Here is a 24,965-nt window from a genome sequence, read left to right on the forward strand (position 1 = left end):
ACCAGTATCCCGATTTTGGGATCAACGAACAGGTATTGATGGTTCTGGATGATAATTTTCGCTCTGCGTCTGGGGGGAGAGCGGGGAGCGTTATAGCCTTGTTTTCTAAATTGGGTGCTGATCCACTCTAAGGTTTGTGGGGATTCATCGTGAATGAATGAAAGCTGCGACGAGATAGATCATGGCGCTGAAGCTTTTGTCTGTTTTGTCGGCCCGCATCGCGATACGTTTAAATTCCTTGAGTTTACAGAAGAAATTCTCGATCAGATGACGCCATTTGTATATTTCGCGATCCAGCGGCAGTGGCTTTGAGCGTCTTGGATGCTGGGAAATGACAACCGTGGCGCCCCTTTCATCAAGATCGACAATGATGCTGTTGCTGTCGAATGCCTTGTCTGCGATGAAAGCGTCGAATTCGAGACCGTCAATCAACGGTGGCACGTCCACGCTGTCAAAGCGCTGGCCGGGCATCAGGCGAAAGCGCACCAGATTGCCCAGAGCATCCGTCAGCGCGAGAATCTTCGTCGTCATGCCGCCTTTCGAGCGCCCTATGGCCTGGCTCTGAGTCCCCCTTTTGCGCCCTGACCATGACGGTGAACTTTCACGATCGTTGCATCGACCATGACATACTCCATGTCCGGATCACCAGACAGGGCATCGAAAATCCTTTTGAAGACATCAGCGTTCCGCCAGTCGCTGAAGCGACGGAAGGCCGTGCTCCAATTGCCAAATACAGCAGGAAGGTCACGCCAGGGACTGCCTGTTCTTACAATCCACAGCACTGCTTCCATAAAAAGGCGGTTGTTTCGACCACTCCGTCCTGGATCAGTCGGTTTGCCAAGACAGTGAGGTTCAATCTGCGCCCATTGGGCATCCGTCAGTACAAAACGTTCCATCCAGAGCTTGAATCATATCTCAAGCTCTTTGTGAATCCCCACAGACCTTAGTGCGAAAGTTTTGCCGACCTGTCTCTCCAGCCGTCGGGGATACGTCTTGCCCCGAGATCCGCCTTCTCCGCCTTGGTATTGCGCTGCTTTGACGCCTCTCACCAGCGTTGCATCCAGGATCTGGCCTTACATTGGCAGATAACCAGCGTTCCGTAGTGTGGCATTGAAAACGCCCGGACAGTCTTTCAATCGCGCCGGCCTGTGTCAGACGTTCACGAAACAGCCAGATCGTTTTAGAATTGAGCACCCAATCCAACAGGTCCAGAGCAAGAAAACGCATAAAAGACAGGCGGTCACGGCCGCCTTTGCTTCCGTCTGAACAGACAAGAGCCTTCTCCAGATCAGGACGGAATACTTTCAAGTCTACAGTGCAGGAAAACGCTTCAAGCTACTCACCAAGACCACTCAGGCGAGCAAATCGCTTCTCAACATCAAAGAAACCAGGCTGCTTCATGCCACTACCCCCTCACCATGACACAAGGGAAGGAACCACAAAGGACTACTCAAAACCAAGGGGTTTTTCAAACCTTCCATCTAGCAGTTCGTGATCTTGCGGACGGAACCCGTATACTGCAGCCCTACACCATAGGAGGCTTGGCTTTTCTTCAAAAACCAGTTTCATTGATGACCAGCACGTCATCCTTATCACCCAGATGTTCGACCACATGGCCCCGGATGATATCACAAAGGGCATAGGCACCCTATTGCCAACGTCAACCGGTCAGAGTAAAGGCAATATAAGCCTATCACAACCTTTATACATAGAATAAAAAAATAGTATCAAATATTTACAAATTTTCCCATTGTACGATGATCGTAATGATTGGGCACTATCTTATACCCGTCAGGATTGTCCTGCCGCCATTTAAGGGCCGTTTCTACAATTACGTCAATGGTTTGATAGCGTGGAGCCCAACCGGTTTCTCGTCTCATATGACTAGAATCTGCTACAAGTACAGCTGGGTCGCCTTGGCGACGAGGGGCCCATTCCCAAGGTAGTTTCAAACCACTAATACGCTCTACACTCTGTAGAACTTCCAAGTTGGTAAAACCAAGACCGTTTCCTAAATTATAGGTAACGGAACGATGGTCTAGTTGTTTTATTACCCGTATATGTGCATCAGCTAAATCAGTAACATGAATATAATCACGAATGCAGGTGCCATCTCGAGTTGGATAATCATTCCCAAAAAGTTTCAATTTAGGCCGTAAGCCCAACGCGGTATCGATGGTTAATGGGATAAGATGGGTTTCTGGCGTATGATCTTCTCCCAGTCGCCCCTGTGGATCTGCACCAGCCGCATTAAAATAACGCAGAGATGCACTGCGCATGCCGCATATTTGGTCAGCCCAGACTAGAGCCCGTTCAATCAAGAATTTACTTTCTCCATAAGGAGAATTGGGTTCAATCTGCGCATTGTCGGGAATTAAAGAAACGCGTTCTTTCCCTCCAAAAAGAGCGGCTGTAGACGAAAAAACAAAACGCTTGATGCCATTATTAGCACAAGTCTCGATCAAATTGAGCGCAGTAACATAATTTTGACGTAGGTAATAAAAGGGATTACTCATAGATTCTCCGACAAGGGATAGTGCAGCAAAATGCAGCACGACGTCCCATTTTTCGCCAGAGACAATTTCATTTATGGCTTGAATGTCCAGTAAGTCGATATGAAAGAAGCGTATATTATCTGGTAACGCCGCAAGATGCCCTGTGCTGAGATTGTCAATTACTGCGACCTCATGCCCAGCATCCAACAAACTGATCACAACATGGCTACCCACGTATCCTGCGCCACCGGTGACTAAACACTTCATTTTAAAGACAATTCACCAAAAAATAACAGTTGGATCACTTTATGATTTTTTTTGAGTGGAATCAATATGTAAGAAAGTATTATTAATATCCTGATCATATATGAATGAATGTGGTTTTAGGCTCAGGACCCATTGATTTATGTAGGGAATTTTGCTTCAGGTTCTGCAAGGAGACTGAAGATGAGCGACCTGTTTTGGCTGACGGATGAACAGATGGAGCGTCTGCGGCCGTTTTTTCCCAAGAGCCATGGTAAACCGCGCGTTGATGACCGCCGCGTGCTGAGCGGCATCATTTTTGTGAACCGTAATGGTATGCGCTGACGTGATGCGCCCCGAGAATACGGTCCGCACAAGACGCTCTACAACCGTTGGAAGCGTTGGAGCGACATGGGCATTTTCATGCGGATGATGGATGGCCTGTCTGCCGCGAAGGCTGAGCCTCAGACTATTATGATTGATGCGACCTATCTCAAGGCACACCGCACGGCTTCAAGCCTGCGGTTAAAAAAGGGGATCCAGGCCGCCTGATCGGACGCACTAAAGGGGGCATGAACACCAAGCTGGAGGGTTCGAAAAACCCCTGGTTCTGGCCCTCTGTGTGTGATTCCCTCTCTTCTGTGATGATTGAGGGAATGGCTCATGAAGCAGCCGGGCTTCTTTGATGTGGACGAGCGACTAGCCCGTTTGAGTGGTCTTGGCGATCAGCTCGAAGCGTTTTCTCGGACTGTGGATTTTGAGGTGTTCCGTCCTGATTTGGACAGGGCTCTGGCCTATTCAGACGGGAGCAAAGGCGGCCGCCCCCCGTTCGATCCGGTGTTGATGTTCAAGATCCTGGTGATCCAGACGCTGAACAATCTCTCCGACGAGCGAACGGAGTATCTGATCAACGACCGGCTGTCCTTCATGCGCTTCCTCGGCCTGGCGTTATCGGACCGGGTGCCCGATGCCAAAACGGTCTGGCTGTTTCGTGAGCGTCTGACCCAGGCTGGCGCCATCCAGAAGCTGTTCGAGCGCTTTGACGCCATCTTGCGAAACGCCGGGTATCTGCCGATGTCCGGCCAGATCCTGGATGCCACGCTGGTGGCAGCGCCAAAGCAGCGCAATACCAACGGGGAGAAAGCCGATCTTCGGGAAGGCCGGATCCCTGAAGGCTGGGAAGACAAGCCGGCAAAGCTGTCCCACAAGGACAGGCACGCCCGCTGGACGCTGAAGTTCACGAAGGCAAAGCGGCAGGAGGACAGGACGCTCCCGTCCACGGACCTCGCCCCCGTTCTTTGGCTACAAATCGCATATTTTCATCGATCGAAAGTTTCGACTGATCCGGAAATGGAAAGCGACGGATGCCGCCGCCAGTGATGGTGCCAGGCTGCGCGAGGGCTTGCTCGATAAAACCAATACGGCCTCAAGCGTTTGGGCCGACACCGCGTATCGCTCGAAAGCCAATGAGGACTTCATGGACAAAGAGGGTTTCGTCTCGAAGGTTCACAGGAAAAAGCCGCATCTCAAGCCCATGCCCCGCCATATCCAGCGCTCTAACGCAGGGAAGTCCGTCATCCGATCCCGCGTCGAGCATGTCTTTGCCGATCAGAAATCGCAGACGGGATTGTTCGTCCGGACCGTGGGCATTACCCGGGCCACCATGAGGATTGGCTTGGCCAATATCGTCTACAACATGCGCCGCTTCCTCTTCCTCGAGAGGTTGAACGCGGCCGCGTAGCTATCCCATTGGCGACAGCGTCCGATCTGCTCAAGACGCAGATCAAAAGTCACCCCAAGAACCGTCAATCAGCACGACAAAAGCCTGAAATCAGGAACCACGCGCGCCAATCAACGGTTCTTCGATCCCTCCAGCTTCAATGGCTGTCCGGTTCATCCGCCGAAAAGTGGCAATCGTGTCGTGATCCGGATGCAGGTTCGCCGCCACGAAGCGCACCCCGATGTCGCGATATGTCGCCCGCTCGATCCGGCGTAAGGAAAACAATCCGTTCGCATGGCTGAAGATCAGAAGGGCCAGTATCAGGCGCGGATGATACTGCGCCTTGCCTCCCGTGCGCACTGGCACGCAGAACGCATTCATCGGAACCAGCTCAACCGATGCAGCAACGAAATGCGCCATATCATCAGCCGGAAGCCACGACTTCAGATCAGGCGGAAGAAGATACGGCTGAGACCGGTCAAACGGGATGAAGCTGCTCATCTCACCACCCTTACAACCTCACCCCTTCACAGGGTGTCCCAACCCGACAGACTGTTAGGACCTGTTAGATCTTAAAATTCTTCCCATATCGTAGGGATGGAAGAAGGAGATGGCACAGACACTTTTTACGGATGAGACATGGGCGATCTGGGAACCTCTGATTGAGGCGGTCCGTCCACGAAGCAAGACGTCGCCCCATGATCTGCGGCGCACGATAGCAGCGATTTTCTGGCGTCATGAGAATGGTGCGAAATGGGGGAGTATCCCCGCTGAATTGGGTCCGTGGTGTCAGGCGGCACAGCTTTTTCATCGGCTGGGCGAAACCGGGTATGTGGGAACGCCTGCTCGAACTGGTTCAGGACCAACAGGGAGTGGCACTCGGTATGACTTTTCTGGATTGCACAAACATCAGGACTCACCACAAAGTGGCGGGAGTTCAAAAAAGGACTTCTTTCGAAGGGCGAGACCATCGTGAAGCACCTGGCCGCTCTCGCGGCGGCTGTGGCACAAAAGTCTGCGTGATCGCTGATGGCATGGAAAAGCCTTCGGTTTTGCGCTGATCCCTGGACAGGCTCATGAACTGCCTCTGGCACCAGCCATGCTTGACAGCCTTCCCGCTATTCCCCTGTGGGTAGTGGCGGACAAGGACTACGCGTCGAACTCCATGCGTGAACGGATATGGGACGTGGGAGCGCGGTCGGCCATTCCCACAAAATGACGGGATGGGTTGGTCGCCTGCCCAAAATGGACCTATCGGTGTCGGCATCTCGTTGAGAACCTCTGGACTCGCCTCAAGGAGTGGCGCGCTGTCGCAAGCAGATATGAAAAAACAGCAATGTCGTTTCTCGCGGTCATCCACAGCGCCGCCGACTGCCGGGCATTTCAATCAGGACCTTATTGCGGGATTTGACAATATCGATGGCGACAAGGACAGCAGTCATTGGTGTAGTATCGGATCTGGTCAAGGCCGGTTGTCTCCTCTGTGTGGCTGGACATCATCACTATGGAGACATGTCGCCTGGTCATGGCAGCCGATGCCGGCGCTTCCTAATGTGCTACGGGACGGAATTCACATCCCATACCATCCTGAAATAGACCAGCGGTATGCAGATCGAATGGCACTATATCGCCTTGGTGAAGCTGCAGCAGAATGGGTTTGTCGAAAGCTTCAATGGCCGCATCAGGGTATAAATGTCTCAACGGAACGTTGTTCACGTCCCTGGCGCAGGCCCGCCAGATCCTAGCTTATTGGCGGGAAGGCTACAATATGGTGTGCCCACATTCCCAACTGGATGGCAGGACACCGGATCAGGTCGTCAAACAAGAGTTTCGGGGGCATGTCCCCCGAAACTCTTGTCATTCCATCAACCCCAAGCCATAAAAAACGGGAACTCTCCTTTTGGGTGGAGACAGAAAAGAGAGCACGTCAATGGAAATGGTTCAAAAAAGAATTCTCTCATAAAAGGTTAATATTATATATTTACAAAATTTATAAAAAAACAAACAGGTTTATTTTGTTATGGAAACCAGATTTAACATAATAAAAAAAGAAGCTAATCACTGGTTCTTGACTTATGCCATTCCGATGTGGAGTAATAAAGATAGAACTTCTTCAGGTATGTTTGCAGAACGTATAGGAATTGATGGGAATCCCAATAACGAATATTATAGAACTTTTGTGCAGGCGCGCCATATTTATTCGTTCATTGTAGCAGGACAACTTGGGTGGATTGGACCGTGGCGTTCGCTGGTTACCGAGGGAATCCATAGGCTTATTACTGATTTCAAACGTCAGGATGGTTTTTATGTACACCGACTGGATTCCAATGCAGTCGTGCTCGATAGCCGGGCAGATCTTTATGATCAGGCATTTGTTCTATTTACTCTAGGACATGCTGGTATAGTACTTGAAGATGAGAATTTATTTGATGAAGCTGAATGCCTGCTTGATACTTTGAAAAACCATTGGGACCATCCACTGGGGGGATTTTGGGAAGGAGAGATTGCAGACCCTGTTTTTCGCCGACAAAATCCGCATATGCACCTTCTTGAGGCATTTTGTATTCTATATGAGGGAAGTGGGCGTAAGCGTTTTGCAGATGCGGCAAATGGTATCGCAGCGCTCTGTCGTTCATGCTTCTTGGATATGACCTCAGGTGCTCTATTGGAATATTTTAATGAAGACTGGACACCGGTATCGGGACAGATTGGACAAATATCAGAACCCGGACACTGCTTTGAATGGGCATGGCTGTTTGAAGGAATGGCCACTTGCAGGGAGGATGCTATATTCCTGTCCGATACCTTGACCAATTTCGGACGTCGGCATGGAATTGACGAAAAGCGGGGTGTCGCAATCAATGAAGTGCTGACAAATGGCCAGATCATAAATGGCAATGCACGCCTATGGCCTCAGACAGAGCGTCTCAAGATTGCAGTCGCGCGTTACCGGCGCACCGATAGTCTTGAAGAACTTAAGGAGATCATAGTTGCCTGGCAAGGCCTCTATCGTTATCTCCGACCTATGGAATCAGGCTTATGGTATGATAAAATGAAAGAAGATGGCAAATTCATAAAAGAGATGGTACCAGGCAGTACATTATATCATATTGCCTGCGCTATAAAAGAAATGTGTAGTATTGATGATTTTTGTTTGGAATCTTGCTCATAGGGAGTGATATAAATCTATTCCTTCTTGAACACTACTGCACTCTATCATCTTTCTATTATGTATTACCGCGCTTCTGTCACAAATTTCCTTAATAAAATTCATATCATGAGAGACAATAATCAATGCGCGGTCTGCGCGCTTTATAAATAATTCTTCTCGACAGCGTTCATAAAATCGGGCATCGCCCACCATAATGACTTCATCGATAAGGTAACAATCAAACTCGATTACAACAGATAGAGCAAAGGCAAGTCGTGCCCGCATACCAGAGGAGTAAGTTTTAACGGGGTCGAGAAGCTGTTTTCCCAATTCAGCAAAATCATCTACATATTTACGCGTTTTTTTATAATCCAGATTATAAATACGACAGATAAAAAGAAGATTATCCAAGCCGCTCAAGCTTCCTTGGAAAGCACCACCAAATGCTAAGGGCCATGAAACGGACATATTTCTTTCAATACGTCCGGATGTTGCCAGTTCTACACCGCCAACAATCTTAATCAATGTTGACTTGCCGGCACCATTCCGTCCTAGAATACCCAGCTTCTCACCGCGTTCGACCTGGAAGCTGACACGGTCAAGAATTCGACGCATGCCTTTGTCTACATGATAATCTTTTACAATATCTATACAGCGCAACATTATAGGTTTTCTCACTTAATGGAGATTGCGTTCTTGAGCACTCGCAATTAACAGTTTACCCATGATGTAAAGTCCAAGCGTAGATATGAACACGATAGTCAGGATAATCAGGTTGCGTGGATATTCGGGCCAGTCGGGCGCGTTTGGTTGTGCAACTTCATCAACATAGATCATCTGCTGATTTGCTTGCTGTTTGGCAGCTTCAAGCGATGCAACATTACTGGCTAAGATGCGCTGCTGCATTTCACGTTGTATCATTAAGTCTTCATAACCTGTGATTTTTGGTACAAGAGACTCATTAGAGCCCGTAATAAGCTTGCCAGACTGTTTTATCTGTTCTTCCAGAATACTGGCTTGCCGCTGGTACGCTGCAATCAACGGACTGTTGGGAGCGGACTCCTTTAACTGATTCAGCTGCATGTTTGTAGAAGTAAGCATATTTTGCAGGCTAGTCACAAAACTGATCATTGGGGTTGATTGCCGCAAGGGATCGATTAATGCCACGACATCACGGTATTCAGCCAGTTTCTGGTTAATGCCACGCAGTTTTGTCTCTGAGGCCTGTACTTCCAGTGACGTAGCATGGATCAGATTATCACGCTGCCGACGATTGATTTCGTTTACAAGGTTTTCACCGGCGTCCAGAAGAGCACGAGCAACCTTCTGGGAATCTGTTGCACGAAAGGTACGGACTGTAAGAATTGAAATACTAGTTTCCGAATCCTGTTCGACCAGTACATGTTTCTTATAGAATTTATAAAAATGCTCGAAATTTTTTGAATAACCGAATGATGGAAACCTGGCAAGAAAATCCGCTTCGGGCCGAGAATAGACATCGAATAGATTATCTTGTTTGATCAAGAGTTCGGCCGCATCGCGGGATTGCAGATAGTCCTGTACTACATATGTATTTTCCGAAGAAGCACCACCCCCGGCACCACCACTGGCTTGCAGAATATTACTGAGAGAAATGCCTGACTGTGATGACCGTCCACGTACTACAAAATGTGCTTCTGATATGTATTGCGGTGTCGCGATAAACATCAGGTAGAAGGCAGTAAGTAAGGTTGGAACAAGAACGAATATTGTAAAATATAGGTTATTGCGAATCTTGTTTCGGAATTCATTGAATACCCGTGTCAACATAGAAGTATCCTCCGGGCGATATGGCCCGTTATCGGGAGTATGAAGTTCGGTATTCATCAAACGGGGTTCCGGAACAAGATGGAGAGAAACATCTGGATGTAACAAGAACTAACACAGAAAATGTTGTTATTTATGAAGGGGCATTTTATCTAACAATCCATGCTGCCGTAATTCCCGGTGCAATGATTGTGCTGACCAGACCAAAGAATTTATAGAATTTATTACTCCGGGAGCTTGCCACGTAGATCAGATCCTTGTCACGCATCATGAATCTCTGCGCTAGGAAATAATTGCTGGGGTTCATCATATCTATCTGATAGATAATCGGTGCTGTAGGTGCATTTTCATCGACTGCTATACCTAAGCGCCGCAGGATATCTGTGTGCTCAAACCGAAAGAGATATACGGCGTTTGGATCTGCACGTGAATCTATTGGCCCTCCCGCTAGGGAAATAGCCTCTGCCATTGTCAGAGTTGGTGTTGCAAACTGGATTTGGTTCACATGTTCGCTGGCACCAAAAACGGTGAAGGTACGGGGCTCGTATGTTAATTGGATTCGATCACCAGGTTGCACCATAATATTCTGGTTAGGGTCATCCTCAACTGTCTTGAGCGGAAGTTCGGTAACCCGGCCATTACGGGTCAACCGTACCATATAATCCTCATCCATCTGATTTTGAACTTGATTTTGAGTCTGGCTTACATGCTCCTGTCCGCCTGCAAGCGCAATGACATCTAGGATATGTTCCCGGTTAGGCGTTAGGGGAATGCGGCTTGGGCGTCGGACCCCGCCATAGACCATCACCGAATTGGCGATGTCTGTTGCAATCCTAACCATCACCTGCGGGGCCGCAGATTTCTGCTTCAGTCGGTCCAGGATCGCATGGGCAACCTGACTCGTGGTCATGCCCCACACATTAATCTGGCCAGCAAATGGAATCTGGACATTCCCGTTACCATCTACGCCCAACAAGGGTAGACTGGAGGGGGTTGAGGGACTGGGCATATTATTACTACTGCCCATAGCGTTCCCGCTACCGCCTGAGCCACCGGCCATGGTGGTGCTGGTCGGACTGAAAAGTGACGTGCCCACTTCGTATATGGCAACCTGAAGGACATCGCCGGGTGCGACCGTGTCATTGGCGTTTTTGAGCGGATGCGTATCACTGTTATCCAGACTGCTGAAAAGAGGCGGTGCCTTGCTTTCCAGCAGACCGACTAATTCTGGCGTAATCGGAATTATACCGTAGCCTATGGTATTTTTTTTTGGATTACGCTGGGCATGATTGACCTGCGTTTCTGTTGGACCACTATCTGGCAGTGCGCTGCATCCTGTCAGCAACAGGAGCCCTCCGATTAGCGCAATGCTTCCTCTCCTGTTTTGAACACGACGTTGAAATAAATTCAAATCTTTAGGGGAACAGGAGATTGTCAATGTGGCACCGCAGCTAAGGGTTATGGGATAATAAGACAGTCGGGGGAGGTAGCCCACACATATCAAGCATACAATCAATGATCATAGCGGACAGTCTTTTATCAGATACTTTCTAGGCTGACCATACGCAGAGTAGTGGGGCGTTCATATAGTCTCCTGACGCTTGTATGGCACTGTGGTGCCTACGTCGCAGACCGCACCAGAATGTGCTCGTGCATGTTGTCGTTCGGTTTGCTAACCTGCCGTTCCTTTCTGGAGGATTGCCACATAGTTGTTCATTCGCTGGTCGAAGCTTGGTGTGTGGCAGCACTTTTTTGAAAAAGTCAAAGGCAAGAACACGGCATTGGGTATGGTCTTTCTTGATGGCACGGCGATCCGTGCCCATCACAAGGCGGCCGGAGCAGCAAAATAAAGGAAATGCAGAGAACGTAGAAGTGGTCCCGTTCGTTCGGACAGTTTTTGGTGGCTTTGTGGCAGAAATAGCTTGTTCCTGGATTCACGGAATGAAACCAGGGTGGTAGCTGATTATGATGAGCAAGCCGCCATCCCCGATCTACCGCACGACGAACTGGCCTTCGTATAATGCCGCGCTGAAGCAGCGAGGCTCGCTGACGGTGTGGTTTGACCCGGCCATGGTCTGGAACGGGCTACCGACGGGACGCCGCGGTCGCAAACCCGACTATAGCGATGTCGCCATCCAGACCTGTCTGACACTGAAGGTTTTGTTTGGCATGACTCTGAGGCAGGCGACGGGCTTTGTCGAAAGTCTGCTTCGTCTGCGTGGTCTGTTCCGGATTTCAGCACTCTGGGCCGTCGGCAGAAATCCCTGACGGTCGACATTCCCTATCGTAACTCGAAACGCAGGATCTGGCGCAAGCTTCACATCGGTATTGATGAGCGAACATTGGAAATCCAGGCTGCCGAAATCACCGGTAACGACGTTGGTGACGCGCCGGTTCTGCCGATGTTGCTGGCGCAGATCCCCCAGGATGAAGAGAGTGGCAGCGTGACGGTTGACGGCGCCTATAACACCCGAAGCTGCCACAACATCATCGTAAAACGAGGTGCCGATGCAATCATTCCACCCCGACAAAATGCAAAACCGTGGCGCCCGACAATGCCTGACGCCCGAGCCAGAAATGAGGCCATACGGGCTTCAGAATGCTTCGGGCGGGCGATCTGGCGACGCTGGAGCGGGTATCACCGCCGAAGCCGCGTCGAGACGAAAATGCACTGCATCAAACTGCTCGGTCAGCGCCTCACGGCGAGAGACTTTGATCGTCAGGTCACGGAGTTCTTCGTGCGTATCGCGATCCTCAATCAGTTCACCGCGCTCGGAATCCCACTCACCGCGGCTATTCAGTAAATCATAAGTCCCAGAATGGGAGGTCCATAACCAAAACTCCATTTGTGCAACAGAGCCCTCTTGCGCGTAACCTTGCCCATAAAACCCGTCCTCTCTCAGGCCAGATTATAGCTTATCGCCCTGTCCGAGAAACGGGGTTTACCTCCCGTCACCAGGGATCATGAGGTGCTTGGCCTCACATGGATGCTTGGGACAGCAAGACTGAGTAGCCGTAGATGGTTATGGCTGGGCGCATTCCTTTATGCTTATGCTGTTGCCCGGACAGGTGCACGAATTGCCATACGCTACGAAAAGACAGCTGCGCCCTTCCTCTCCGTCATGCTCATTGCGGCTACGCAGTCTACATCAAGATTTAACAGGCTTAGCAGTTTTTCTATCACATCAATGGAGAGCATGGTTACTGAACAAGTATATATTTACGAACGCGAAGAGTTAGATATAGACCTATAATAACAAGAAGAAGATTTACAAACAAACAATAAGATATATCGTAATGGGCATGTGCGTTTAAGCCAAATTGGCCTTCGCGTATCATTTCTATATTATCTACGCTAGGGGAAAGCATCATGTACCAGCGATATTTCGGAGGAAGCCAGTCGACCATGGTAAATGCGCCTGTAAAGGGAAGCGTCAGATAGCTGAAAACTCCCATTATTTTTTCAACAAATTCAGACATTTCGCTAAGCGATGCGAAAATCATGGCTGTCGCCGTACAAAAGACGGCATGAAAAATTAGCCCCAGATAGAGTATGCCGTAAAACTGGGGGGGCTTCATGAAACCCAGGAAATTTGCCCCACAAGTTACAAGCAGTCCGGCCATCAAGGTGCCGATGATCTCTAGGCTAGCGCGTGCCAGAATAATAGTCATCGGGGTAACCTGGCGATGGAATAGCAGGCTGCCGTTGGCTTCAAAAGCTTTTACGGCCTGTCCAAGGCAATGCCGCCACATTGTAAGGGGAACATATCCCGTAATCACGATGGCCGTCATGGGCAAGCCGTGTTCATGCGAGGGGCGTATGGCTGTCCATAGAATCGCAACGCCGGCACAGAACAGGATGGGTTCTCCCAGTACCCAAAGAAAGCCGATGTTTTCGCGCCCGTACCGGGTGTGGATTTCGCGCATTATCAGGGCATAGATAACACGTAACTGACGGCCGAAATCAGCTTTTAAACGTTGATAAGTGCTCTGCATGGCTTCGGATGTCTGCATCGAGTGTGTACTTTCGTATATGTACCAACAGAGTTATCGCTGACTTATCAGTGTATTGCTCCACGCCAAACGCATCCACATTCGTGAGGCGGGGCAAGGGGAATTAGGCAGGAGTATGTCCGTCATTGGCAAACCAACACGTCAGGCAGCGAATTGCACGCTTTTATGGCAATTTCTTGCAAATCTGTCGAGAGGCTTGACGGCAATCAGTTGAAGGTATAACCTTCCTGCATTCTGAAAAATATTTTTCGGAATCCCCGCCTTTACCTGTTAAGCTATATCAATCATTTGGATCATGGTGTGATCCATGCAGGCGTGCGCCAGATGCGTCTCGTGTCAATTGATTGCTGGTTTAACCTATCCCTTCCGTGAACTGCCCACTTATAGGCATATCCTGCATGCAACTCGCCGAACTCAAGGCCAAATCTCCTGCAGACCTTTTAGCCTACGCTGAAAGTCTGAACATTGAAAACGCATCATCTCTTCGCAAGCAGGAGCTGATGTTCACGATCCTCAAGACCCTGGCTGATAATGATCAGGCGATCTACGGGGACGGCACGCTCGAAATCCTGTCCGACGGTTTCGGTTTTCTCCGCTCGCCGGAAGCCAATTACCTGCCCGGACCGGATGACATCTACATTTCTCCCAGTCAGGTCCGTCGTTTTGGTCTGCGCACCGGTGATACGGTGGAAGGCCAGATCCGCGCTCCGCGTGATGGCGAGCGGTATTTTGCTCTGCTCAAGGTCAATGCGATCAATTTCGAGCCGCCCGAGGCGGTGCGCCAGCGCATTAATTTTGACAACCTGACCCCGCTTTATCCGGAACGCCGGTTGAAGATGGAAGTCGAGAACTCGGCTATTGGTGGTGCGGACGAAGCCCTCACTAATGGCAAGGGGAAGGGCAAGACGCCTAACCGGGATTTCACGTCGCGTGTGATCGATCTGGTCTCGCCCATCGGCATGGGCCAGCGTGCGCTGATCGTTGCCCCGCCGCGTACCGGCAAGACGGTGATGCTGCAGAGCATCGCCTCCTCTATTTCCGCCAATCATCCCGAAGTTTTTTTAATTGTGCTGTTGATTGATGAGCGCCCGGAAGAAGTGACGGATATGGCCCGCTCCGTGCGGGGGGAAGTGGTGTCCTCCACCTTTGATGAGCCCGCGACCCGCCACGTGCAGGTAACGGAAATGGTTCTGGAAAAAGCCAAGCGTCTGGTCGAACACAAGCGTGACGTTGTGATTTTGCTTGATTCGATTACGCGTCTGGCACGTGCTTACAACACCGTTGTGCCCTCATCGGGTAAGGTGCTGACCGGTGGTGTGGATGCCAATGCGCTGCAACGCCCCAAGCGCTTCTTCGGTGCAGCCCGTAATATCGAGGAAGGCGGCTCATTGACCATCATCGCCACCGCCCTGATCGACACCGGTAGCCGTATGGATGAGGTCATCTTTGAAGAGTTCAAGGGCACGGGTAACTCCGAACTGATCCTTGACCGCAAGCTGGCTGACAAGCGGACGTTCCCCGCCATCGACATCACCAAGAGCGGCACCCGTAAGGAAGAACTGCTGGTTGATCGTGCCGATCTGGCCAAGATGTGGGTCCTTCGTCGTATCCTTGCGCCCATGGGCACGATGGATGCGATGGACTTCCTGCTCGACAAGCTCAAATACAGCAAGACCAACCACGACTTCTTTGATGCGATGAACACCTGATTGCGCTGGATTATCGTGACGACAAAAACCCCGGCCTTTTCGCCGGGGTTTTTTATGTCCTGATGATTCATAGAAGTTTTTGGGTGCTGTCTTTTTTCAAAAAGGCGGCATTCTTTTGAAGCTTTTTGAAAAAAGCTTCACCAAAAACTTCTTTATGAAAGGCTCAGGGTAACAGGATGGTGCTGCCCGTGGTCTTGCGTGATTCCAGGGCAATATGCGCCTGTGCCGCGTCCTTCAACGCAAAGGACTGGCCGATAAGGGGTTTGATCACGCCCTTTTCCACCAGACCAAACAGCTCCCGTGCGGCATGGAGCAGGGCAGGGCGCTGGGCAATGTAGGTCATGAGCAGGGGGCGGGTCAGGTACAGGCTGCCATGGGCCGCCAGGGTGCCGACATCCACCCCGGTCACGGCACCAGATGCATTGCCGTAGCTGACCATCAACCCCCGTGGGGCAAGGCAGGACAGGCTGCTCTCGAATGTTGCTTTGCCAATGCTGTCATAGACCACTTTCAACATGCGACCATCCGTCAGGTTACGCACCTGGTCAGCTACGTTTTCAGTGCCGATAATGACATTCGCCGCCCCGTTGGCCCGTGCCAGTTCGGCTTTGGCTTCGGTCGAGACCACGCCAATGACACGGGCCCCGAGATGCCGCGCCCACTGACACATGAGCAGGCCCACGCCACCGGCGGCGGCATAGACCAGGATGTCTTCGCCTGGCTGCACACGATAGACCTCGCGCAGCAGCATGTGCACGCTCAGACCACGCAGCATGATGGCGGCAGCGGTATCGAACCCGATGGTATCGGGCAGTGGAACAACGCGATCGGCCGCGATAGTGCGGAATGTGGCGTAGCCGCCCGGTGTGGCAGGATAGGCCACGCGCATGCCGGGCTGCATACCCTGTACATTGACCCCGACCGCCGTGACCGTGCCTGCACCTTCCATGCCCGGAATGGCGGGCAGGGCAGGGAATTTGTACAGGCCGCTGCGGAAATAGGTGTCGATGAAATTGACCCCAACCGCTTCCTGCCGCAATACGATTTCGTTGGGTGCCGGTGTGGGCACGGGCAGGGATTCAAGTCGGAGAACCTCTGGCCCCCCATATTCATGCACGCGGATGACTGTGTTCATGGCATTGGTCCCGGAAAACTGGATCAGGATTTGGATGTGACGGAAAGCGTTTCCAGATTGCGGAGAAACTGCCGGTCGCGTGCGCCTTCTTCTCCCGGATAACTCTCGGGGTCGTATTCGGGGCAGTCTTCCAGGTCGATGCGGTGGCAGGGGATGAGAATGGGGATAGGATTTTCCCCACATGCGCTGACAATGTCTTCGGGTGTGACATCGGCCAGGCGGGCCGCATCTTTCCAGTAAATCTGCTGGCCTGCGGGTATGGTCAGCATGAAGCGCCATGCCTTGACCTGTTCCGGTGTGCCGTAGGGTTCCAGCGGCAGGGTGCACGGTGCGGTATCACCATCAAAATAGGCGTCCAGCCACGTACGTGCCTGCTGCAGCACGGGTGTTTCTTCCTGATCCCGGCCCCAGCCCCAGTCCAGTGCGACGATTTTCTCGTCTTCAACCGATATGGTCAGCGGCGCCAGTGGCGAATGCATTGAAAGTTGTGGCATGAGTCACCTTGATCAGGACAAAGAGGTGAACGATAACGCCGTTCCCGCTACTGGCAAAATGATGATGGGCGTTATGGAGATTTTCATGCAGGGAAGTGATGGCCATCCCCCCGTCATCTTCGCACTTGCCAGCGGCCTGTCCCGCGCGGCCATTGCCGTGATGCGGCTGAGTGGGCAGGGCACGGGCAGCATTGTGGAAAGTCTGTGCGGCCGCCTGCCTGCGCCGCGCCGCGCCTCGTTACGGGGGCTATGGCGCCGCGATGGTGCGGAACCCGTCCTGCTGGACCGCGCGCTGGTGCTCTGGTTTCCCGGCCCGGATAGCTATACCGGCGAGGATAGCGCGGAACTGCACCTGCATGCGGGCCCCGCAGTGATCAACGCTGTGGCCGATGCGCTGGTTGCCCTTGGTGCGCGGCCTGCGGAACCGGGCGAGTTCAGTCGCCGGGCTTTCATGCATGGGCGCATGGACTTGATGCAGGCGGAAGGCATTGCCGACCTGATCGAGGCCGAGACGGAAGCCCAGCGCCAGCAGGCTCTGGCCCAGGTTGATGGTGCCCAGAGCCAGCTTTACCAGCGCTGGGCCGACCGGTTGCGGACCCTGCTGGCGCATCAGGAAGCGCTGATCGACTTCCCCGATGAAGAACTGCCACCGGAAGTGGAACAGCAACTCTGCAATGGCCTGCAGGAACTGCACGCCACCATGCAGGCCTATCTGGTGGAAGGTGAAGGGGGGGAACGGCTGCGGCGTGGGTTGGTCTTTGCCATTGTGGGCGAGCCGAATGTGGGCAAGTCCAGCCTGCTGAACGCGCTGGCGGGACGAGATGCTGCCATTGTTTCCTCCCGCGCAGGCACCACGCGCGATGCGATTGAAGTCCGTATGGTCATGGGGGATGTGCCGGTAACGCTTGTCGATACCGCCGGATTGCGCGAAACAGAGGACGAGATCGAAGTCGAGGGCGTGCGGCGCTCATTGTTTCACGTGAAACAGGCCGATTGCGTGGTGCAGGTTTTTGCGGGCAATCCTGCACCACCCCGTCTGGATGGGGCGGATGTGTTGGTATGTAACAAGACGGACCTGCATCCGGCACCTGATGAGGTAATCGGCATCAGTGTGCTCACAAATACGGGCATGGATGTGCTAAGAACAGCGCTGGCGGATAAAGCCCGCGCGCTTACGGCAGGGCGGGTGGTTGCCCCCTTCACCCGTGCGCGGCACCGCGCTGCGATAGAGGAGACGGTGCGGCATATTGGACAGGCTCTGAGCATGCCGTGGCCCGAGATGCGGGGGGAAGAAATGCGGTTGGCCATGCGTGCGCTGGGGCGTCTGACCGGTGCGGTGGATGTGGAGGCCCTTCTGGATACGGTGTTTGGCCAGTTCTGTATTGGCAAGTAGGAGTAAGGCGGGATGAAGCGCGCATATGATGTGATTGTCGTGGGTGGGGGGCATGCAGGGTGCGAAGCTGCCGCTGCCGCCGCGCGCGCCGGTGCCCGCACGCTGCTGCTGACCCACCGCTTTGATACGATTGGCGTCATGTCCTGCAATCCCGCCATTGGGGGGATTGGCAAGGGGCATCTGGTGCGCGAGATCGATGCGCTTGATGGGTTGATGGGCATTGCCGCCGATCGGGCGGGCATCCACTTCAAACTGCTTAACCGTTCCAAGGGGCCTGCGGTGCATGGCCCGCGCGCACAGGCGGACCGTACGCTTTACCGGCAGGCCATTCAGGATATGCTGACCCGGACCGAAGGGCTGGACATTATCGAGGGTGCGGCAGGCGACCTGTTGGTGGACAGGCAGGGCCGTGTTGAAGGCGTTGTGTGCGAGGACGGTCGCAGCTTTGCCTGTGGTGCCGTGGTGCTGGCGACTGGCACGTTCCTGCGCGGCACGATCCATGTCGGTCATGAGAGTGAACCGGCAGGCAGGGTAGGGGACAGACCTGCCAATGCGCTGGGCCAGCGTCTAGCGGCATTGGGGTTGCGAATGGGTCGCCTCAAGACCGGAACGCCTGCCCGTATTGCGCGCGACAGCATTGATTGGGATAGTCTGGCCGAAGATAAAGGTGACGCGGTTCCCGAACCCTTCAGTCGCATGACGGATGTGCTCACCAACCCCATGGTGTCGTGTCGTATCACAGCAACCACGCCGCGCACGCATGAGATCATTCGGGAAAACCTTCAGCTTTCAGCACTTTATGGTGGTGCTATTTCGGGGCGTGGGCCGCGGTACTGCCCGTCTATTGAGGACAAGGTCGTGCGTTTCGCCCAGCGTGAATCGCACCAGATCTTCCTTGAACCCGAAGGCCTGCCCGGTAACCCCGATGGCGCGCTTGTCTATCCCAATGGCATTTCCACCAGCCTGCCGGCGCATGTGCAGCTTGAAATGCTACGCAGTATTCCTGGTCTGGAAAACTGCCGCATGGTGCGGCCGGGCTATGCGGTGGAATATGACTATGTTGACCCGCGTGAACTCGCACCCACGCTGGAACTCAAGAACCTCCCCGGCCTGTTCCTTGCGGGGCAGGTGAATGGCACCACAGGGTATGAGGAAGCAGGTGCGCAGGGCCTGATTGCGGGCATCAACGCCGCCCGGCATGCCATGGGTCAGGAAGGGGTGACCCTGGCCCGTGGGCAGGCCTATATAGGCGTGATGATTGATGACCTGACAACGCAGGGCGTATCGGAACCCTACCGTATGTTTACCTCGCGTGCGGAATACAGACTGACCCTGCGGGCGGATAATGCTGACCTGCGTCTGACTCCGCTTGGGCTGGAATGGGGATGTATAGGACCCGCGCGCGCGGCCCGCTTCCAGTCCGATCATGCTGCGATTGACGCCGCCATGGCTCGTGCCAGCAGCGAAACCTGCACCCCGGATGTGTTGCGGCGCGAGGGTGTGAATGTCTCCGCCGATGGCCGGGCGCGCTCGCTCATGGATGTGCTGGCAACAGATGCTACGCCCGAGATCATCACCCGTATCGCACCATGGTTTGCGGACCTACCGCCCCGCGTGGCGCAGCATCTGATGACCGAAGCCCGCTACAGTGGCTATATAGCCCGGCAGGAGCGCGAAATCCGCCAGCTTGCCAGCGAAAGCCGGATCGTGCTGCCGACCGACCTCGATTATCGCCAGATCGGCGGCCTGAGCACGGAAATGCAGGAGCGTCTGGCGCAGGTCCGTCCTGTCACTTTTGGGGCGGCGCAGCGTATTCCCGGCATCACGCCCTCTGCTCTTGTTGCGGTGCTGGCGCATGTACGCCAACGGCAGGTAGCAGCATGATGGTGGCCCCGACCATGCCGAAGGGGCTGGATGTTTCACGTGAAACACGCGAGCGGCTTGAGCGCTATGCCGATATCCTGTTGCGGTGGAGCCAGAAGATCAATCTGGTCTCCCCACATGATCTGCCGCATCTGTGGTCGCGCCATATTGCCGACAGCCTGCAACTGGCGACACTGATCCCCGCAGGTGGTGTCAGTCTTGTGGATATGGGCTCCGGTGGGGGTTTCCCTGGCCTGGTTATTGCCTGCGCCACGGATGCGCATGTAACCCTGATCGAGTCCGACCAGCGTAAGGCAGCCTTTTTGCGGGAGGCCGCGCGCGTAGCGGGTGTGCAGGTAACAGTTTGCGCGCAGCGACTGGAAGTGGCGGATGTGCCGCCCGCGCAGGTGGTGACCGCCCGCGCACTGGCCCCGCTGCCGCTGTTGCTGGAATGGGGCACGCGTTTCCTGCGGCCCGATGGTTTCTGCCTGTTTCTGAAAGGACGCAATGCGGAAGAAGAATTGACGGCAGCCGATGCCGATTGGCACATGACGACAACCCGGATCCCGAGCCGTACGAATGTGGATGGCGTGATCCTAGAATTGAGCGATATCAGGCGTGTCAGAGACCTTAACAATGAATGATACGGGAAGCGGGACCACATCTTCCCCCCGCATTATCGCGCTGGCCAACCAGAAGGGTGGTGTCGGCAAGACCACCACGGCCATCAACCTCGCGGCTGCCCTGGCGGCTTCGGGGCTGAAGGTCTTACTGGTCGATCTGGACCCGCAGGGCAATGCCTCCACCGGGTTGGGTGTGGGCTACGACGCCCGGCGCAGCGGCACTTACGCCATGCTGGAAGATGGTGATCGCGCCGCCAGCGTGGTGCAGGACAGTGCTGTGCCCAACCTGTCACTGATCGCGGCGGACACGGAGCTGGCCGGGGCGGAACTGGAACTGGTCATGGCTGAGCGGCGCGAATACCGCCTGCGTGAGGCACTGGAGCAGATCGGGGCTGCGTATGACGTGGTGCTGATCGACTGTCCGCCCAGCCTTGGCCTGCTTACGCTCAATGCGCTGGTGGCCGCGCAGTCGGTCATCGTGCCGCTGCAATGCGAGTTCTTTGCCCTTGAAGGGATCAGCCAGTTGGTGCGGACCGTCAACAGTGTGAGGCAGTCGCTCAATCCGGCCCTGAAGCTCGATGGTATTGTCCTGACCATGTACGACCGGCGCAACAACCTGTCGGAACTGGTGGCGGATGATGCTCGTAGCTTCTTTGGTGACAAGGTGCTCGAAACCCTGATCCCGCGTAATATCCGTATTTCGGAAGCGCAGAGTCACGGGCAGCCGGTCATGAATTATGACCAGCGTTCATCAGGCAGTCAGGCCTATCAGACGCTGGCGGCCGAAGTCTCGGACCGTCTTGCCCTGCGTGGGGCACGTAAGGGGAAGGCATAGTCATGAAAACCAAAAAGGACGCCAGTCGCCCCCGTCTCGGGCGCGGGCTTGCTGCATTGCTGGGCGAGCAGGTTAACATGCTGCCCGCGGCCCCCGCCGTGGAAGGGCGCAAGGCATCGGACGTAATTGCCAGCCTGCCAGTCGATGTGATGGAACCCAGTCCCTTTCAGCCGCGTCAGCAGATGGAGCCTGAAGCACTGGAAGAACTGGCCAGTTCCATCCGTGTGCGCGGCATCCTGCAGCCCATTCTGGTGCGTCCGCACCCGCAGCGCGCAGGCATTTACCAGATCATTGCAGGCGAGCGGCGCTGGCGTGCCTCCCAGATTGCGGGTCTGCATGATGTGCCCGTCCATATCCGCCCGCTTGATGATGGTGATGCCATGGCCGCTGCCCTGGTGGAAAATCTCCAGCGCGCCGACCTGAATGCCATCGAGGAGGCGGAAGGCCTCCAGCGCCTGCTTGATGACTACGAATTGACACAGGATGAACTGGCCAGCGCGATTGGCAAGTCCCGCCCGCATGTGGCCAACATGGTGCGCCTGCTGCAACTGCCCGCACCCGTGCGTGATGCCGTGCGTCACCAGAGCCTCTCGGCCGGTCACGCCCGTGCCTTGCTGGCCCATGCCGACCCGGTCGCTGCCCTGAAGGTGGTGCTGGCGCAGGGGCTTAACGTGCGCCAGACCGAAGCCTTGGCGAAGCAGCAGGAACGCAAGAGTAATGCTGCGCGCGATAGGGCGGAAAAAGCCGCCCGTAACCCGGAAATCGCCTCACTGGAACGTGATCTTGCAGCCCGGCTGGGCCTGAAGGTCCAGATCAGCTTTGACGGTAAGGGGGGGAGTATTCGGATCGACTATCGCTCGCTTGAACAGTTCGATGGCCTGCTACGACTGCTGCAGCAGTAGAAATTTCCACAAAATTGCAAAAACCCCTTGTCAGCCAGTAGGGTGACTGCTAGAAGCCCTCTCACCCGAGAGGGTAAACCCTGTGGGCGCATAGCTCAGTTGGTAGAGCAGCTGACTCTTAATCAGCGGGTCCAAGGTTCGAGCCCTTGTGCGCCCACCACCGGGTTTAACAGGAATAGACAAGTCCCCATCCAGGCTTCGCCGATGGGGATTTTTTGTGTCTCGTGCCCCGGCTTCATTTCGCGCTACGGTTTCCCTTGCGCACATAGGGAAGGGATCATCATGACCTGTCCATTTCCTTCGGACAGCCTGCGTGCCCTGGGGCTGGGATGAGCGCCCGGCTTCCCCTGATTGGCGTCACGCTGGATAGTGAACCCCCGGCCCCACAGGGCACGGGCGGGTATTCGCGCTTCCCTTGGTATGCCATCCGGCAGAACTACATGGACATCATTGCCGCCTGTGGTGGCCTGCCGGTCGCTCTCGGGCACGATCCGGCCATGGCTGCGGCGATGGTGGCGCGGCTGGATGGGCTGGTTGTCACGGGCGGGGCCTTTGATGTGCCACCTGACCTGTATGGCGCGCCTGATGTGCATGCCAGCGTCCAGACCAAGCCACGCCGGACAATGGCCGAAGCAGCCCTTGTGGAAGCCGCGATGGCGAAAAGCATGCCCATCCTGGGCATATGTGGCGGCATGCAGTTGCTGGCCGTGCTGCTTGGCGGTACACTGGTGCAGCATATTCCTGATACTTATTGTGCCGCACTGGCGCATGAACAGCCCAACCCGCGTGACGAGGCGGGGCATGACGTGTACATCATGGCAGGCACGCAACTGGCGCGGCTGGTTGGGGCGGGGCGCCTGCCGGTTAATTCGTCGCATCATCAGGCGGTGCGCGATGCCGGGCGCGGGGTCATATGCGCGCGGGCACCCGATGGGGTGGTGGAAGCGTTGGAGTTGCCCGGCTATCCTTTTTGTATCGGGGTGCAGTGGCATCCCGAATTTGGCATATCGGCAGGGGACCGTCTCCTGTTTGAAGGTTTGATCGACGCCGCAAGGCAGGCAGGAACATGACACAGGACCATTCTTCTTCCGCATCCCCCGAAAGGGGCGACCGTATCGCCAAGTGGCTGGCCCGTTCGGGTGTGGCCAGCAGGCGGGATGCGGAACGCATGATTGTCGAGGGCAGGGTGCAGCTTAACGGTGCGGTCGTGAACCATCCGGCTACCTTCGTGGGGGCAGGAGATATCGTGCAGGTCGATGGTAGCGTGGTCAGCGCGCCTGACCGCACGCGGCTGTGGCGCTACCACAAGCCCGACGGGCTGGTCACCACCCACCGTGACCCCGAAGGTCGCCCCACCGTGTTCGAGTCCCTGCCGCCCGGTCTGCCGCGTGTTGTCAGTGTGGGGCGGCTGGACCTGAATAGCGAGGGGCTGCTGCTGCTGACCAATGATGGCGAACTGGCCCGCAAGCTGGAATTGCCCAGCAATGGCTGGATCCGCCGCTACCGCGTGCGCGTATTCGGTGTGGTGGATGAACGCCTGCTGGCTTCCCTTGCCAGGGGTAGTGAATTCGACGGCGTCCGCTACGGTCCGATCGAGGCGCAACTGGATTCGGTCAAGGGAGACAACGCTTGGCTGAGCGTGTCATTGCGTGAGGGCAAGAACCGTGAGGTGCGCAGGGTCATGCAGGGGCTTAACCTGCATGTCAGCCGCCTGATCCGTACATCCTACGGGCCGTTCCAGCTTGGTACGCTTACAAAGGGCGAACTGGAAGAAGTCACTGGCAAGGTCATCCGCGAACAGGTGCCCGGCGGCCTGTCTGGCGGCAAGTTCCAGCGCAGGCCGTAATGCGGATCATTGCGGGAGAATGCCGGGGGCGGAGCCTGCGCGCGCCGGCAGGGCACGCCACACGCCCTACGGCCGACCGTGTGCGCCAGGCCCTGTTTGATACGCTTTCCCACGCATCATGGGCCGGGCTGGATTTCCTGCGCGGCGCGCGTGTGCTGGACGGGTTTGCTGGCACCGGCGCGCTGGGGCTGGAAGCCCTGTCACGCGGTGCGGCCAGTGTGTGCTTTGTCGAGCGCGATCGTGCCGCCCTGCGCGCCCTGCGGGAAAATATTGCGGGCTGTGGCATGAATGCGCGCAGCACGGTACGGGCGCTCGACCTACTGCGCCTGCCGCCTGCGGGGGCTGCCGGGTCGGTCGATCTGGTCTTGCTGGACCCGCCTTATGGCCATGACCTGCCAGCACAGGCGCTGGCCGTGCTGGAACGCGGTGGCTGGCTGGGGGGCAGCACCCTTGTGGTGGTGGAAACGGGGGCTGCGGAAAATGCCCCGGTGGCGGCAGACAGGCTGCTGCTTACACGCCGGCATGGGGCCGCTCACCTGTATGTCTGGCGGCATGGGGCGGAAATAGGGGGTCATTGATACCCTATTTTATGCAAGTGGCCTTCTTTCCGTCCCGTGGACGGGGTTATAGTCAGCCTGTTTGATGGGAATGGGCGGGTAAGACATGCGCTGTCCCTGCCTGTTGCACCTTTGGTCCATTCGTGCGCGCAGGCAGGTGGACCTTAAGATCAGGATAT

Annotated in this window: 22 protein-coding genes, 1 tRNA gene and 6 pseudogenes; 18 read left to right on the forward strand and 11 right to left on the reverse strand. The window is 54.8% G+C overall.

Annotated elements, in window-relative coordinates:
- Window positions 1–144 precede the first annotated feature (144 nt).
- The 4 genes and pseudogenes from GLX_RS17350 to galE form a co-directional block, all read right to left on the reverse strand.
- A protein-coding gene (locus GLX_RS17350) for an IS5 family transposase (RefSeq protein WP_148268580.1) occupies window positions 145–896 on the reverse strand; the annotation gives its coding sequence in 2 pieces (ribosomal slippage) (window positions 145–566 and window positions 566–896; 753 coding nt in all).
- A 50-nt stretch (window positions 897–946) separates the two neighbouring features.
- Window positions 947–1,401 (reverse strand): annotated as a pseudogene (locus tag GLX_RS17355) (IS5/IS1182 family transposase); the annotation flags it as partial.
- Window positions 1,402–1,484: 83 nt separating this feature from the next.
- Window positions 1,485–1,645, reverse strand: a pseudogene (locus GLX_RS18145) (transposase); the annotation flags it as partial.
- A gap of 82 nt (window positions 1,646–1,727) precedes the next feature.
- Window positions 1,728–2,762, reverse strand: a complete 1,035-nt coding sequence (galE, locus tag GLX_RS17360) for a UDP-glucose 4-epimerase GalE (protein ID WP_014105800.1) — start codon at window positions 2,760–2,762, stop codon at window positions 1,728–1,730.
- Window positions 2,763–2,942: 180 nt separating this feature from the next.
- Between galE and GLX_RS09775 the strand changes: the two are divergent.
- Together GLX_RS09775 and GLX_RS09780 are read left to right on the forward strand one after the other, a co-directional pair.
- Window positions 2,943–3,325 (forward strand): annotated as a pseudogene (locus GLX_RS09775) (IS5 family transposase); the annotation flags it as partial.
- A 76-nt stretch (window positions 3,326–3,401) separates the two neighbouring features.
- Window positions 3,402–4,479 (forward strand): annotated as a pseudogene (locus GLX_RS09780) (IS5 family transposase).
- Between the two features lie 132 nt (window positions 4,480–4,611).
- Here GLX_RS09780 and GLX_RS09785 read toward each other — a convergent pair.
- A pseudogene (locus GLX_RS09785) lies at window positions 4,612–4,959 on the reverse strand (transposase); the annotation flags it as partial.
- 109 nt (window positions 4,960–5,068) lie between these two features.
- On the opposite strand from GLX_RS09785, the gene GLX_RS19355 reads away from it, so the two are divergent.
- From GLX_RS19355 to GLX_RS17370, 4 genes are all read left to right on the forward strand, one after another.
- The gene (locus GLX_RS19355) at window positions 5,069–5,434 is read left to right on the forward strand and encodes a transposase (RefSeq protein ID WP_407927245.1); all 366 of its coding nucleotides are present in this window, start codon (window positions 5,069–5,071) and stop codon (window positions 5,432–5,434) included.
- 629 nt (window positions 5,435–6,063) lie between these two features.
- Window positions 6,064–6,150: an integrase core domain-containing protein gene (locus GLX_RS19360; protein ID WP_148268666.1), complete on the forward strand. Its 87-nt coding sequence runs from the start codon at window positions 6,064–6,066 to the stop codon at window positions 6,148–6,150.
- Complete coding sequence (locus tag GLX_RS19365) at window positions 6,131–6,340, forward strand: integrase core domain-containing protein (protein ID WP_407927270.1); 210 nt, start codon at window positions 6,131–6,133, stop codon at window positions 6,338–6,340. The genes GLX_RS19360 and GLX_RS19365 overlap by 20 nt, the downstream gene beginning before the upstream one ends.
- Window positions 6,341–6,478: 138 nt before the next feature.
- A complete protein-coding gene (locus GLX_RS17370; protein ID WP_014105807.1) occupies window positions 6,479–7,630 on the forward strand; it encodes an AGE family epimerase/isomerase in 1,152 nt (383 codons plus the stop codon).
- Here GLX_RS17370 and GLX_RS17375 read toward each other — a convergent pair.
- The 3 genes from GLX_RS17375 to GLX_RS09800 all read right to left on the reverse strand — a co-directional run bounded on the left by GLX_RS17375 (window position 7,625) and on the right by GLX_RS09800 (window position 10,760).
- Window positions 7,625–8,272 carry an ABC transporter ATP-binding protein gene (locus GLX_RS17375; RefSeq protein WP_014105808.1) on the reverse strand — a complete coding sequence of 216 codons (648 nt, stop codon included), beginning with the start codon at window positions 8,270–8,272 and terminating at the stop codon, window positions 7,625–7,627. The genes GLX_RS17370 and GLX_RS17375 overlap by 6 nt on opposite strands.
- A 15-nt stretch (window positions 8,273–8,287) precedes the next feature.
- Window positions 8,288–9,475: a capsule polysaccharide transporter gene (locus GLX_RS09795; RefSeq protein WP_014105809.1), complete on the reverse strand. Its 1,188-nt coding sequence runs from the start codon at window positions 9,473–9,475 to the stop codon at window positions 8,288–8,290.
- An 88-nt stretch (window positions 9,476–9,563) separates the two neighbouring features.
- Window positions 9,564–10,760, reverse strand: a complete 1,197-nt coding sequence (locus GLX_RS09800) for a polysaccharide biosynthesis/export family protein (RefSeq protein WP_231850323.1) — start codon at window positions 10,758–10,760, stop codon at window positions 9,564–9,566.
- 364 nt (window positions 10,761–11,124) lie between these two features.
- On the opposite strand from GLX_RS09800, the gene GLX_RS18470 reads away from it, so the two are divergent.
- Window positions 11,125–11,265 (forward strand): hypothetical protein, encoded by a 141-nt coding sequence (locus GLX_RS18470; protein WP_014105811.1) that lies wholly within the window; start codon window positions 11,125–11,127, stop codon window positions 11,263–11,265.
- 118 nt (window positions 11,266–11,383) lie between these two features.
- Window positions 11,384–12,219: pseudogene (locus GLX_RS09810) on the forward strand (IS5 family transposase).
- A 397-nt stretch (window positions 12,220–12,616) separates the two neighbouring features.
- On the opposite strand, the gene GLX_RS09815 reads toward GLX_RS09810, so the two are convergent.
- Window positions 12,617–13,429, reverse strand: coding sequence for an ABC transporter permease (locus tag GLX_RS09815; protein ID WP_014105814.1), 813 nt, complete (start codon window positions 13,427–13,429; stop codon window positions 12,617–12,619).
- Between the two features lie 398 nt (window positions 13,430–13,827).
- Here GLX_RS09815 and rho point away from each other — a divergent pair, with 398 nt between their 5' ends.
- A complete protein-coding gene (rho, locus tag GLX_RS09820; protein ID WP_014105815.1) occupies window positions 13,828–15,138 on the forward strand; it encodes a transcription termination factor Rho in 1,311 nt (436 codons plus the stop codon).
- Window positions 15,139–15,301: 163 nt separating this feature from the next.
- Here the strand turns inward: rho and GLX_RS09825 are convergent, their stop codons facing one another.
- Complete coding sequence (locus GLX_RS09825) at window positions 15,302–16,273, reverse strand: quinone oxidoreductase family protein (RefSeq protein ID WP_014105816.1); 972 nt, start codon at window positions 16,271–16,273, stop codon at window positions 15,302–15,304.
- Window positions 16,274–16,296: 23 nt separating this feature from the next.
- Window positions 16,297–16,752: a methylated-DNA--[protein]-cysteine S-methyltransferase gene (locus GLX_RS09830; RefSeq protein WP_041247336.1), complete on the reverse strand. Its 456-nt coding sequence runs from the start codon at window positions 16,750–16,752 to the stop codon at window positions 16,297–16,299.
- A gap of 73 nt (window positions 16,753–16,825) precedes the next feature.
- On the opposite strand from GLX_RS09830, the gene mnmE reads away from it, so the two are divergent.
- The 9 genes from mnmE (at window position 16,826) to rsmD (ending at window position 24,807) form a co-directional block, all read left to right on the forward strand.
- Window positions 16,826–18,160: a tRNA uridine-5-carboxymethylaminomethyl(34) synthesis GTPase MnmE gene (gene mnmE, locus GLX_RS09835; protein ID WP_050856165.1), complete on the forward strand. Its 1,335-nt coding sequence runs from the start codon at window positions 16,826–16,828 to the stop codon at window positions 18,158–18,160.
- A 12-nt stretch (window positions 18,161–18,172) separates the two neighbouring features.
- Window positions 18,173–20,044, forward strand: coding sequence for a tRNA uridine-5-carboxymethylaminomethyl(34) synthesis enzyme MnmG (mnmG, locus tag GLX_RS09840; RefSeq protein ID WP_014105819.1), 1,872 nt, complete (start codon window positions 18,173–18,175; stop codon window positions 20,042–20,044).
- A complete protein-coding gene (gene rsmG, locus GLX_RS09845; RefSeq protein WP_014105820.1) occupies window positions 20,041–20,667 on the forward strand; it encodes a 16S rRNA (guanine(527)-N(7))-methyltransferase RsmG in 627 nt (208 codons plus the stop codon). The genes mnmG and rsmG overlap by 4 nt, the downstream gene beginning before the upstream one ends.
- On the forward strand, window positions 20,660–21,481 hold the full coding sequence (locus tag GLX_RS09850; RefSeq protein WP_014105821.1) for a ParA family protein: 822 nt from the start codon (window positions 20,660–20,662) through the stop codon (window positions 21,479–21,481). Before rsmG ends, GLX_RS09850 begins: the two co-directional genes overlap by 8 nt.
- Window positions 21,482–21,483: 2 nt before the next feature.
- Window positions 21,484–22,383 (forward strand): ParB/RepB/Spo0J family partition protein, encoded by a 900-nt coding sequence (locus tag GLX_RS09855; RefSeq protein WP_014105822.1) that lies wholly within the window; start codon window positions 21,484–21,486, stop codon window positions 22,381–22,383.
- A gap of 84 nt (window positions 22,384–22,467) precedes the next feature.
- Window positions 22,468–22,543 (forward strand) — tRNA-Lys (locus GLX_RS09860).
- A 169-nt stretch (window positions 22,544–22,712) separates the two neighbouring features.
- The gene (locus tag GLX_RS09865; RefSeq protein WP_014105823.1) at window positions 22,713–23,453 is read left to right on the forward strand and encodes a gamma-glutamyl-gamma-aminobutyrate hydrolase family protein; all 741 of its coding nucleotides are present in this window, start codon (window positions 22,713–22,715) and stop codon (window positions 23,451–23,453) included.
- On the forward strand, window positions 23,450–24,229 hold the full coding sequence (locus GLX_RS09870) for a pseudouridine synthase (protein ID WP_014105824.1): 780 nt from the start codon (window positions 23,450–23,452) through the stop codon (window positions 24,227–24,229). Before GLX_RS09865 ends, GLX_RS09870 begins: the two co-directional genes overlap by 4 nt.
- Complete coding sequence (gene rsmD, locus GLX_RS09875) at window positions 24,229–24,807, forward strand: 16S rRNA (guanine(966)-N(2))-methyltransferase RsmD (protein ID WP_014105825.1); 579 nt, start codon at window positions 24,229–24,231, stop codon at window positions 24,805–24,807. The genes GLX_RS09870 and rsmD overlap by 1 nt, the downstream gene beginning before the upstream one ends.
- The last annotated feature ends 158 nt before the right edge of the window (window positions 24,808–24,965 follow it).

The sequence above is a fragment of the Komagataeibacter medellinensis NBRC 3288 genome, from assembly GCF_000182745.2.
In the GTDB taxonomy this organism is placed as follows: domain Bacteria; phylum Pseudomonadota; class Alphaproteobacteria; order Acetobacterales; family Acetobacteraceae; genus Komagataeibacter; species Komagataeibacter medellinensis.

What these genes read in the sequence shown, in the direction of transcription:
- rho (WP_014105815.1), top strand. Translation starts at nt 13,828, where the DNA reads ATGCAACTCGCCGAACTCAAGGCCAAATCTCCTGCAGACCTTTTAGCC.
- GLX_RS09795 (WP_014105809.1), bottom strand. Translation starts at nt 9,475, where the DNA reads ATGAATACCGAACTTCATACTCCCGATAACGGGCCATATCGCCCGGAG.
- GLX_RS09855 (WP_014105822.1), top strand. Translation starts at nt 21,484, where the DNA reads ATGAAAACCAAAAAGGACGCCAGTCGCCCCCGTCTCGGGCGCGGGCTT.
- mnmG (WP_014105819.1), top strand. Translation starts at nt 18,173, where the DNA reads ATGAAGCGCGCATATGATGTGATTGTCGTGGGTGGGGGGCATGCAGGG.
- GLX_RS17370 (WP_014105807.1), top strand. Translation starts at nt 6,479, where the DNA reads ATGGAAACCAGATTTAACATAATAAAAAAAGAAGCTAATCACTGGTTC.
- GLX_RS19360 (WP_148268666.1), top strand. Translation starts at nt 6,064, where the DNA reads ATGCAGATCGAATGGCACTATATCGCCTTGGTGAAGCTGCAGCAGAAT.
- mnmE (WP_050856165.1), top strand. Translation starts at nt 16,826, where the DNA reads ATGATGATGGGCGTTATGGAGATTTTCATGCAGGGAAGTGATGGCCAT.
- GLX_RS09865 (WP_014105823.1), top strand. Translation starts at nt 22,713, where the DNA reads ATGAGCGCCCGGCTTCCCCTGATTGGCGTCACGCTGGATAGTGAACCC.
- GLX_RS09825 (WP_014105816.1), bottom strand. Translation starts at nt 16,273, where the DNA reads ATGAACACAGTCATCCGCGTGCATGAATATGGGGGGCCAGAGGTTCTC.
- GLX_RS09830 (WP_041247336.1), bottom strand. Translation starts at nt 16,752, where the DNA reads ATGCATTCGCCACTGGCGCCGCTGACCATATCGGTTGAAGACGAGAAA.
- GLX_RS09870 (WP_014105824.1), top strand. Translation starts at nt 23,450, where the DNA reads ATGACACAGGACCATTCTTCTTCCGCATCCCCCGAAAGGGGCGACCGT.
- GLX_RS09815 (WP_014105814.1), bottom strand. Translation starts at nt 13,429, where the DNA reads ATGCAGACATCCGAAGCCATGCAGAGCACTTATCAACGTTTAAAAGCT.
- GLX_RS19355 (WP_407927245.1), top strand. Translation starts at nt 5,069, where the DNA reads ATGGCACAGACACTTTTTACGGATGAGACATGGGCGATCTGGGAACCT.
- GLX_RS09850 (WP_014105821.1), top strand. Translation starts at nt 20,660, where the DNA reads ATGAATGATACGGGAAGCGGGACCACATCTTCCCCCCGCATTATCGCG.
- rsmG (WP_014105820.1), top strand. Translation starts at nt 20,041, where the DNA reads ATGATGGTGGCCCCGACCATGCCGAAGGGGCTGGATGTTTCACGTGAA.
- GLX_RS19365 (WP_407927270.1), top strand. Translation starts at nt 6,131, where the DNA reads ATGGCCGCATCAGGGTATAAATGTCTCAACGGAACGTTGTTCACGTCC.
- galE (WP_014105800.1), bottom strand. Translation starts at nt 2,762, where the DNA reads ATGAAGTGTTTAGTCACCGGTGGCGCAGGATACGTGGGTAGCCATGTT.
- rsmD (WP_014105825.1), top strand. Translation starts at nt 24,229, where the DNA reads ATGCGGATCATTGCGGGAGAATGCCGGGGGCGGAGCCTGCGCGCGCCG.
- GLX_RS17375 (WP_014105808.1), bottom strand. Translation starts at nt 8,272, where the DNA reads ATGTTGCGCTGTATAGATATTGTAAAAGATTATCATGTAGACAAAGGC.